The 7838-nt window shown below is 73.5% G+C and carries 7 protein-coding genes and 1 pseudogene; 4 read left to right on the top strand and 4 right to left on the bottom strand.

All coding sequences use genetic code 11. The features are described from left to right. Positions 1-287, top strand: a pseudogene (locus ACFW1A_RS35875) (TetR/AcrR family transcriptional regulator); the annotation flags it as partial. Positions 288-360: 73 nt separating this feature from the next. Here the strand turns inward: ACFW1A_RS35875 and ACFW1A_RS35870 are convergent. The 3 genes from ACFW1A_RS35870 to ACFW1A_RS35860 form a co-directional block, all read right to left on the bottom strand. Further along, positions 361-1398 carry a serine hydrolase gene (locus ACFW1A_RS35870; protein ID WP_380416888.1) on the bottom strand — a complete coding sequence of 346 codons (1038 nt, stop codon included), beginning with the start codon at positions 1396-1398 and terminating at the stop codon, positions 361-363. 156 nt (positions 1399-1554) lie between these two features. After that, positions 1555-2025 (bottom strand): ASCH domain-containing protein, encoded by a 471-nt coding sequence (locus ACFW1A_RS35865; RefSeq protein WP_380416885.1) that lies wholly within the window; start codon positions 2023-2025, stop codon positions 1555-1557. 59 nt (positions 2026-2084) lie between these two features. After that, the gene (locus ACFW1A_RS35860) at positions 2085-2732 is read right to left on the bottom strand and encodes a DUF6461 domain-containing protein (RefSeq protein WP_380416883.1); all 648 of its coding nucleotides are present in this window, start codon (positions 2730-2732) and stop codon (positions 2085-2087) included. 198 nt (positions 2733-2930) lie between these two features. Between ACFW1A_RS35860 and ACFW1A_RS35855 the strand changes: the two genes are divergently transcribed. Then, positions 2931-3884, top strand: a complete 954-nt coding sequence (locus ACFW1A_RS35855) for an endo-beta-N-acetylglucosaminidase H (RefSeq protein ID WP_380416881.1) — start codon at positions 2931-2933, stop codon at positions 3882-3884. Between the two features lie 140 nt (positions 3885-4024). Here the strand turns inward: ACFW1A_RS35855 and ACFW1A_RS35850 are convergent, their stop codons facing one another. Then, positions 4025-4636: a TetR-like C-terminal domain-containing protein gene (locus tag ACFW1A_RS35850; protein WP_380416879.1), complete on the bottom strand. Its 612-nt coding sequence runs from the start codon at positions 4634-4636 to the stop codon at positions 4025-4027. Positions 4637-4743: 107 nt separating this feature from the next. On the opposite strand from ACFW1A_RS35850, the gene ACFW1A_RS35845 reads away from it, so the two are divergent. Next, positions 4744-5958, top strand: a complete 1215-nt coding sequence (locus tag ACFW1A_RS35845) for an alpha/beta fold hydrolase (protein ID WP_380416877.1) — start codon at positions 4744-4746, stop codon at positions 5956-5958. 237 nt (positions 5959-6195) lie between these two features. Beyond that, the gene (locus ACFW1A_RS35840; protein ID WP_380416874.1) at positions 6196-7776 is read left to right on the top strand and encodes a hypothetical protein; all 1581 of its coding nucleotides are present in this window, start codon (positions 6196-6198) and stop codon (positions 7774-7776) included. The last annotated feature ends 62 nt before the right edge of the window (positions 7777-7838 follow it).

Genomic DNA, 7838 nt, shown 5'->3' with positions numbered 1-7838 from the left:
TCGCCGACGTGCTCCGCGGCCTCTTCCCGCTCGACAGCGCGCAGGCGGGCAACGTGGTGGCCACGGCCACCGCGATGGCCGGCGCGCTGTGGCAGATGGCCGCGCCGGGAACGGAACTGCGCCGGTTCTACGAGACCGACCCGAAGCTCGCGCACGCCGTCGTCGACGTGGCCCCCCGCCTCACCGACATCCTGACCGCGCTGATCCGCGGGTACGCCGCCGGACACGGCCCGCCGCCCGGCGCCGCCCCGCGCTCCGGAACGCCCCGGCGCGCACCGGCAACCTGACGTCCGGTCGGCCCGGCCTCGTCCGGGCCGGGCCGTCGACAGCCCCGAGCGACCTGCCCGCCGCCCCTTCGGCTCAGGAGCCCAGCGACCCGGCGGCGGCCCGGGCCACGGACTGCACCAGGGAGATGCCGTCGGACTCGCTCGCGTTGCCGTCGGAGACCACCGCGATCAGCAACTCGTGCCCGTTCCGCTGCACCGTGCCGATGCTGTTGATCACCCACAGGCCGGTGTCCGACCGTGGCAGCCAGCCGTCCTTCACCGCGTACTCACCGCCGGTCGCCGCCGCGCTCACGCCCCAGCGCTGGTCGCTCTCGACCTGGTCGAGCAGGGTCCGGAGGTAGCTGCGCGAGTCGGCCGAGAGGATCGAGTCACCGGTGAACACCTGGCGCAGCAACTGCGCCTGGTCGGCGGCGGTGGTGGCGGTGAGGCCCCAGTACTCGTCCGCGCCGCCGGTGGTGGCGGTCAGCCCGAAGCGCCGGTCGGCGGCGTCCAACCCGGCCCCCTGGCCGATGTCGTCCCACAGGGCCGTGGCGGAGTCGTTGTCGCTGTTCTCGATCATCGCGGTAGCGAGGCCCTGCTGCGCCGCGGTCAGCGTGCTGCCCTTGTCCTGGGCCTGGAGCAGCAGCGTGGCCAGGATGTCGACCTTGACGATGCTCGCGGTGGCGAAGGTGTGCCCGGCTGCCCCGTAGTCGAGCGACTGACCCGTGGTCAGATCGGTGACCGAGACCGAGACCGAGACCGCGCCGTCGGCCTGCGCGACGGCGCTGCGCAGATCCGCGTCGGCGGCGGGAGCGGAGGGCGGCGCCGGGGCCGGGGCAGCAGGTGTGGCCGGGGCGGACGGCGAGGCAGGAGCAGCGGGCGAGTCCGGGGCTGACGGACCGGCCTGGGCGGACGGCGTGCCGGCCGAGGGGGTCGCCGGGGTCGTCGGCGTCGCCGAGGCGGAGGGGGAGGACAGCCGGGCCGAGTCGGCCACCAGGGACATGGCCGGCCGCCCGGCGGCGCTGCCGGAGTGCCCGTGCAGCAGTGCCGTGCCGAGCCCTGCGGCCACCAGGAGGCCGACGGGGGCCAGCAGCCTCGTCCGCGTGCGGGAGACGCTTCGCATCATCGTCATGCCGCAGGACGCTAGGCCGCGCGGCTTTGGGCAGTCTGAGGAAAGCGTGGGCGTTCCCTCAGACCTGCATCCTCACGGGTGGTCGGCGCCCGGTCCGCCCCGGCTGGACCGGTCGTCCGCGTCCGACGGCACCGGCGGGTCGGCCGGGCCCGGCGGTCACTCGGCCGGGCGGAGGTCGGCGATCAGGCGGAAGCGCTCCAGCACCACCGGCGTCGTGTCGTCCACGGTGAACTCGGGGTCCTCCAGCGCCGCGCGCATCGCCTCGCTGTGCCAGTACCGCTCGTGGCTCTCCCGCCACTGCGCGACCGAGGTGTACCCCTCCCCCTCGTCCACCGCGTGCGCGAGGTCGACCTCCGCCAGCGCGGCGACGGCGACGGCGGTGGTCTCGATGACCGCGACCGGGCGCGCCTGCGAGTCGACGACCAGGAACCGGTTGCCGACCTCCGGCAGCGGCTCCCCCTCGTGCTCGTAGTCCGCTAGGACGCCGGTGGTCGAGGTCTTGGAGCCGTCGAGGATCGCCGCGACCAACTGGTCGCGCAGCGGTCCGGGGAACGCGAACTCGGTGGTGGGCAGCGAAGCGAAGTGCGCGGGCAGGGCGGCGGCGGAGTCGGCCTGGCTGTTCGTCATACGATCACCCTAGCGATCTCCCCGGCGTCGGGGCGGTGCCGGCCGGAGCGGACGGGGCGTCAGGCGGCCTTCAGCAGGACGGCGGGCAGGGCACCGTCCACGATCGCGTCCTTCGGCAGCGAGAGCCCGAAGAATGCGTCGACCACGCCCAGCGCCGTGCGGTGCACGTCCCTCCTGTCCCGCGTCGGGTCGGGCAGACCGGCAGCGGTGAGCCGCTCCTGCAGGCGGGCAGCGGTCTCCGGATCGCCGCGGACCCCCTCGTAGCCCCAGGAGGCGTCCAGGTGGAGGTCGAAGTTGGCGACGAGACGGCCCTCGTGGAAGGCGGCGAACTGCGGCGGGACCAGCTTGGCGTTCTCCTCCTCGTACTCCAGCAGGACGACGTGCGCTCCGCCGTCCGACAGCCGGGCCGGCCCGCCGAACCGGTCCAGCCACCCGCCGTAGGCCACCGCGAACGTCCACTCCCCGGACCGGCCGAGGCGCAGGCCGAGGCCGTCGGAGTAGTCGCCGAAGGCTTCGTCCATGATGTCCAGGAGGGATTCCGCGGTCTGCCGACCGACGCCCACCGCGACGTGCCGTCCGCCGTCCGCGACCGTCGCTGCGAGGCGGTCCGCGAGTTCCTGCATGCTGAGCCCGCGGGCGAGCACCACCCAGTAGCCACCGAAGGCGATGGCGCGGGGGGCGGCGAGCCAGGCTGTTCCGTCCGTCATGCGCCCATCCTGCTCCGGGGCACTGACAACGGGCCGGACGTCTTGCGGCGGTGACGGCGGATCAGGCTCGGCGCCCCCTGAATCGCTTCAGGTGGCACTCCCAACACCAGGCGCTGGTAGGGGTCTTGACGTGCTTCGCCACCCGGGGGCATGCTCACAACAACTAAATCGCTTTACCTCCAAGGAGGTCGATCGACGATGTACGGTTCCAGATCCGTGGCACGGTGGCTGCCCCTGCTCGCCGGTGCGCTGGCGGTGGTCCTGGCCGGCACCGCGGGTGTCGCGCAGGCCGCTCCGGCGCCCCTCGGGCAGTCCCGCCCCGCAACGGCCCACCAGCGGCCGGGACACGGCGGCGCGAAGAGCGGCCCGACATCCGTGGCCTACGTGGAAGTCAACAGCAACAGCATGCTGAACGTGGGCAAGTACACGCTCGCCAACGGCGGGGCCAACGTGTTCGACATCGCGGTCGTCTTCGCCGCGAACATCAACGACAACGGCACCGGCGCGTACCTGTACTTCAATCCGCAGGTGCAGAGCGTGCTCGACAACGCGGCGACCCAGATCCGGCCGCTGCAGGCGAAGGGCATCAAGGTCGAGCTGTCGGTCCTGGGCAACCACCAGGGCGCCGGCTTCGCCAACTTCCCGTCGCGGGCGGCCGCGGCGGCCTTCGCCCGGCAACTGTCCAACGCGGTGACCAAGTACGGCCTGGACGGCATCGACTTCGACGACGAGTACGCCGACTACGGTGCGAACGGGACCGCCCAGCCCAACGCGAGCTCCTTCGTCTACCTGGTCCAGGCGCTGCGCGCCGACATGCCGGGCAAGCTCATCACGCTGTACGACATCGGCCCGTCGGCCTCGCGCCTGGTGTACCGCGGCACCGACGTCGGCCCGCTCTTCGACTACTCGTGGAACCCGTACTACGACTCGTTCAGCGTGCCGGCCGTGTCACTGCCGAACAGCAAGCTCGGCCCGGCCGCCGTCGACTTCGGCTCGACCCCGGACTACGACGCGGCCGACCTGGCGCAGCAGACGGTGGACGGCGGGTACGGGGCGTTCCTGACGTACGACCTGACCAGCACGGACGTCCACGACTACATCTCGAACTTCACCGACGTGCTGTACGGCAGCGACGCGGTGCACACCCCCTGAGCCGTCCGCCGCGCCCCGATCGCTCGGGTGCCGGCGGGTGACGGCGTGCGCGGTGCGGGACCCTCGACGGGGCTCCGCACCGCGCTCGCGCTTGCGGGGGGCGGGACCCGGAGGCCGGGGCGGGCCCGGAGGTCGTGGTGTCAGGCGCGCAGCGCGGCGAGCAGCATGTCGGTCAGCCGCTCCAGGTAGGCGGGCCCGGCCGCGCCGTTGACGACCGCGAGGTGCCAGTAGAGCGGGCCGACCAGCAGGTCGAGGGCGACGGCGAGGTCGAGGTCGGGAGGCAGTTCGCCGCGGTCGACGGCCCGTCGGAGCATCCGGGTGGCCCGGGCGCGGCGGGGGTCGCGGACGACGGCGAGCATGGCCTGCCCGAGCTCGGGGGTGCGGTGGGCCTCGGCGAGCAGGTCGGGGACGATCTTCGAGGCGAGCGGGTGGCGCAGCACCTCCGCGGTCTCGGCGAGGAAGCCGAGCAGGTCGCCGCGCACCGTGCCGGTGTCGGGCGGCTCGGGCAGGGTCGCGACGATCTCCGCGATCAGGGCGAGGGCCATCTCCTGCTTGGAGGACCAGCGCCGGTAGATGGCCGCCTTGCCCGCGCCGGCGCGCCGGGCGACGGCCTCCAGGGACAGCTTCGCGTAGCCGGCCGCGGCCAGCTCCTCGAAGAAGGCCTGCGAGATCGCGGCCGTCACCGAGTCCTGGAGGACCGGGCCACCGGGGGGCCGGGGGGCGGGGGCGCCTGGGGCGGACGAGCGTGCCATGACCGGGAGCCTACCTGAGACGGAACGGTTGCGTCTCGACCGACCCGGGCGTAGCGTCGAAGACGAGACGGAACCGTTCCGTCTCGCACGAGCCCGAGGAGTGCGCCATGAAGTTCCTGTTCGACGACGAGTCGTTCTCCTACGAGACGCTGCGGACCGCCGGATTCGCCGGCGACGGCGGCGCGGACCTCGGGGAGGTCCTGTCCACCGCCGCGCGGATCGGCGAGGGGGACGAGGACGCCTGGCTGCGCGAGTGGCGGGCCACCGCCGACCGCGTCCACGCGATCGGCCGGCGCGCGCTCGACGCCGGCGACCGGGTCGGCGCCCGCGAGGCCCTGCTGCGCGCCTCGAACTACTACCGCACGGCCGAGTTCTACCGCCGCGAGGACCCCGCCCACGATCCGGAGGCCACGCTCCTGTCCGAGCTCTCCCGGCAGGCCTTCGCCGCCGCGGTGCCCCTGATGGACCGTCCGGTCGAGGCCGTCGAGATCCCGTACGAGGGCACCACCCTGCCCGGCTACCTCTTCCTGGTCGACGACTCCCCCACCCCCAGGCCCACTGTCGTCTTCACCAGCGGCTTCGACTCCACCCTGGAGGAGTCCTACTTCGTCATCGCCGCGGCGGCCCTGCGCCGCGGCTACCACGTGCTCGCCTTCGACGGCCCGGGCCAGGGCGCCGCGCTGCGCCTGCAGAAGCTGGTCTTCCGCCCCGACTGGGAGTCCGTCGTCACCCCGGTGGTCGACTACGCCCTGACCCGCCCGCAGATCGACCCCGACCGGCTGGTCCTGCTCGGCTACAGCTTCGGCGGCTACCTCGCGGCCCGCGCCGCCGCCCACGAGCACCGGGTCGCCGCCCTGGTGCTCGACGACGGCCTCTACAGCTACCACGAGCCCCACCTGGCCATCCTTCCGCCGTTCCTGCGGGACTGGGTGGAAAGCGGCCGCGACGACCTGGCCGGCCCCGTCCTGGACCTGCTGGTGCAGGCCGACACCCAGACGCGCTGGGCACTGCGCAACGGGGTCTGGACCTTCGGCGCCACGTCGGTGTGCGACTACATCCGCCGCACCGCCGACTACACCCTCGACGGGGCCGCCCACCTCGTCGACTGCCCCACGCTGATCCTGGACGCCGAGGACGACCAGTTCTTCCGCGGCCAACCCGAGCGCGTCCAGGCCGCCCTGACCTGCCCGCACACCCTCGTGACCCTCCGCACGGACGAAGGCGCGGGCGAGCACTGCCACGTGGGGGCGATGTCCCGCTTCCACCAGGTCGCCTTCGAGTGGCTCGACACCGCGCTGCCGCCCGCGTCCGGCACTACCTGAGGGTGCGGCCCCGTCCCGCACGCGGCCACGGTCGAGTGCGGTGCCCGGGGCGGCGGGCCGACGCCCCGGGACGTGCACGAGCGACCGTTGCCGCGGCCCGCGGAACGGCCAACTCCCCTTCGGCGTTTATCCGTTGTCCATTGGCATCGGCCACAGTCGGGCGCAGCCGTTCGGCCGGGCGCACAGCCGTCCGCCCGGCGTACGGCGACCGCCGAGACCTCTGGAAGGACCGCCGCCTTGAACAAGCCACCCGTGCCCCTCAAGCCGCTGAGCACCACCGAGCGGGAGGCACTGGCGCGGCTCCGCGCGAAGATCGACGCCATCGTCGCCCTGGGAACCCCGCAGGCCCTGCTCGCCACCGGCGTGCTGGGCGACACCCCGGCCGGCAGCGCCGATCTGCTCACCTTCCACCGGCGGTTCCAGCTGCTGGGCCCCCAGCTGGGGTCCATCGGCAGCCCGGCGGGCTACGTCACGGTGCGGGACGACCTCCCGGACGCCACGGGCGCCGCCACCGTGCTCACCCTGGGGGCCCCACCGCAGCTGCTGCGCCTGGAGGTCGGACCGGAGCTGCTCGGCCCGGCGACCCCCATCCTCACCTACCAGGCCCTGACCCTCGTCCACGAGCTGACCCACACCATGAACGACATCGGATCCTTCCCGGTCAAGGACTACGCCTACCGGACGGGCTGGGCCTGGAACTACCTCCCCGTCAAACTGGCGGTCGACAACGCGGACAGCTACGCCGCGGCCGCCGCCGCGCTCGCGGAACAACTCGAACGCAAGCCGGGCCGCTACCAGGAGGCGGGCTCGGTCCCGGCCCAGGCCCGGGCGCTGCACGCGTTCGCGCAGCAGTGCAACCTCGGTCCCGCGCTCGCGTGGGCGGACTTCGTCGTCAACCGCGCCTGGGTGCGCAGCATGGACAGCGCCGCGTTCGCCGGCGAGACGGTGGCGAACGGCGACTGGGCGTCGACGAGGACGGCTTGGGGGAAGGACCCGGACCGGGCCGGACTGCTGGCGATCGAGCAGCAACTGCTGCAGCTCGGGGTGCTCGCGTACGACCGCCACAGCGGCCCGCTCACCACCGGCCTGAGCACCGCGGACGTGGCGGCGGTGCGGCAGGTCCTCACCTGGACGACCGGCCTGAAGCACACGCTGAACGGCATCGAGCCCGTACTGGTGGCGGTCGGCCGGGAGATCTCCTACGACCCGGCCACTCGGCGCCTGACGGTCCCGTTCGCCGTGATCGCGCTGGCCCCGGCGGACCTGGGCCGGCTCGTCCTCAAGGCCGTGGTGGGCGAGGGGGTCAAAACCGGACGGTCCGCCACGACGGGCGTCGCCAAACCCGGTACGGACGTCCGGGCCCGCACCGACCGGGACTGCAGCATCCTGGGCCTCCTGGTCAAGCACGACCGCCCGGCCGAGCACGAAGCGCTGGCCCCGGTCCTCGCCGAGCTGGCGGGACGGCCGCTCCGGCCGGTCGGCGGGCCGGACTGGGAGAAGATCCAAACCGCCCTCAAGTGGGCCGTGCTGAAAGAGATCTCGTCCCGCTGGACCGTGATGGCCGCCCAGGTCGAGGACCGGGCGGAGCTGCCCGCCGCCGAACGCACCGCGCTGGCGACGATCGACGACGGACTGGCCACGGACCTCGCCCGACTGACCGCCGACGCCACCTGGTTCAAGGGCCCCGACGCCGCTCGGCAGTTCGACGCCATGGGACTCGCCCTGGCCGAGATGGGCGCGGTGGTGGCGAGGTTCCACCGCGAGCGCGGCGAGCGCTACCAGGCCCTGCGGCTCAAGCTGGACGCCCTGCGCAATTAGCCGCACCGGCCGGCGGGGGCGGCACGCAAAAGGGCCGGTCCGGTGCACCCAGTGCACCGGAC

Origin of the sequence: Kitasatospora sp. NPDC058965 (genome assembly GCF_042741245.1) — a bacterium.
Taxonomy (GTDB): Bacteria; Actinomycetota; Actinomycetes; order Streptomycetales; family Streptomycetaceae; genus Kitasatospora.
This window is presented reverse-complemented; position numbering and strand designations above follow the sequence as displayed.